The 1220-nt window shown below is 67.9% G+C and carries 1 pseudogene; it reads right to left on the bottom strand.

Annotated features, from left to right (window positions below):
- Window positions 1–1220: pseudogene (locus VL15_RS34465) on the bottom strand (hemagglutinin); the annotation flags it as partial.

The raw sequence follows: 1220 nt of genomic DNA, 5'->3' as shown, positions 1-1220 counted from the left end.
ACAGCGTGTTGATCGCGGTCGAGGTCGATGTGGACAGCGACGACACGCTGCTGTTGGTCGAACTCAGGCCCGTCGACAGCGAGTTGATACCCGTCGACAGTGATGCGACGTTTGTCGCGGTCGTCGTCGACAGGGTGTTGACCGCCTGGTTCGTCGCGTTCAACTGGCTGCCGTTGATCGCGTCCGTGCTGGTGGCCGAGACCTGGCCGGCAGCGACGTTCGTGATCTGGCGTTCCGCGCCCGGCGCACCGACGCTCAGAACGCCCACCGGACTGGTGCCGAAGACCGGATACGTGACGCCGCCGACCGTGACGCTCGACACCGCAACCGCGTTGCCGGTGACCGAGTTCGCGCCGAGCGCGATCGAGTTGGCGACGTTCGCGGTGGCGTTCGAACCGAACGCGAGTGCGTTGGTGGCGCTGGCCGTCGCGCCCGAGCCGTAGGCCTGCGCGCCGATGGCGCTGGCCGTGGCCTGGTTGCCGAGTGCGATCGTGTTGTCCGCGGTGGCCTGGCTCGCGTTGCCGAATGCGAGCGCGCTGTTGCCGGTTGCCGTGCTCGCGTTGCCGAGCGCCACTGCGCCGGTGCCGGTCGCCGTGTCGTTCGCCCCCATCGCGACTGCGCCGGTGCCCGTCGCGACGCTCGGGTCGCCGATCGCGACCGCGCCGTCGCCGCTCGCGGTGTTGCCGGAGCCGATCGACACAGCCTTGCCGCCGGTTGCCGAAGCGCTTTGACCGATCGCGACCGCGCCGTTCGATTGCGCGTTCGAGCCGTAACCGACCGCGACACTGCTTGCGCCCGCCGCGGTGGCGCCGACGCCGGCGGCCAGCGAGTAGAGGCCGGTCGCGGCGCTGTTGGCGTAGTTCGCCGATTGCGTACCACCGTCGTTGACGCTGTAGTAATGCGTTTTCGCGGCTTCGATCGCGGTCGAGGTCGACGTGGACAGCGACGTCATCGAACTGTTGGTCGAACTGAGGCCCGTGGACAAGGAGCCGATGCCGGTCGACGTCGAGGTGGACAGCGACAGGATCGAGCTGTTGGTCGAGCTGAGGCCGGTCGACAGCGAGCTGATGCTGGTCGAGGTCGACGTGGACAGCGAGGAGATCGAGCTGTTGGCCGACGACAAACCGGTCGATGTCGAGGTCGACAGCGACGATACCGAGCTGTTGGTTGAGCTCAGGCCGGTGGACAGCGAACTGATCCCCGTCGAGGTCGACGTGGAC

The organism is Burkholderia cepacia, from assembly GCF_001039005.1.
Lineage (GTDB): Bacteria > Pseudomonadota > Gammaproteobacteria > Burkholderiales > Burkholderiaceae > Burkholderia > Burkholderia theae.
The sequence above is the reverse complement of the archived record's forward strand: the minus strand, read 5'-3'. Positions and strand labels throughout refer to the sequence as shown.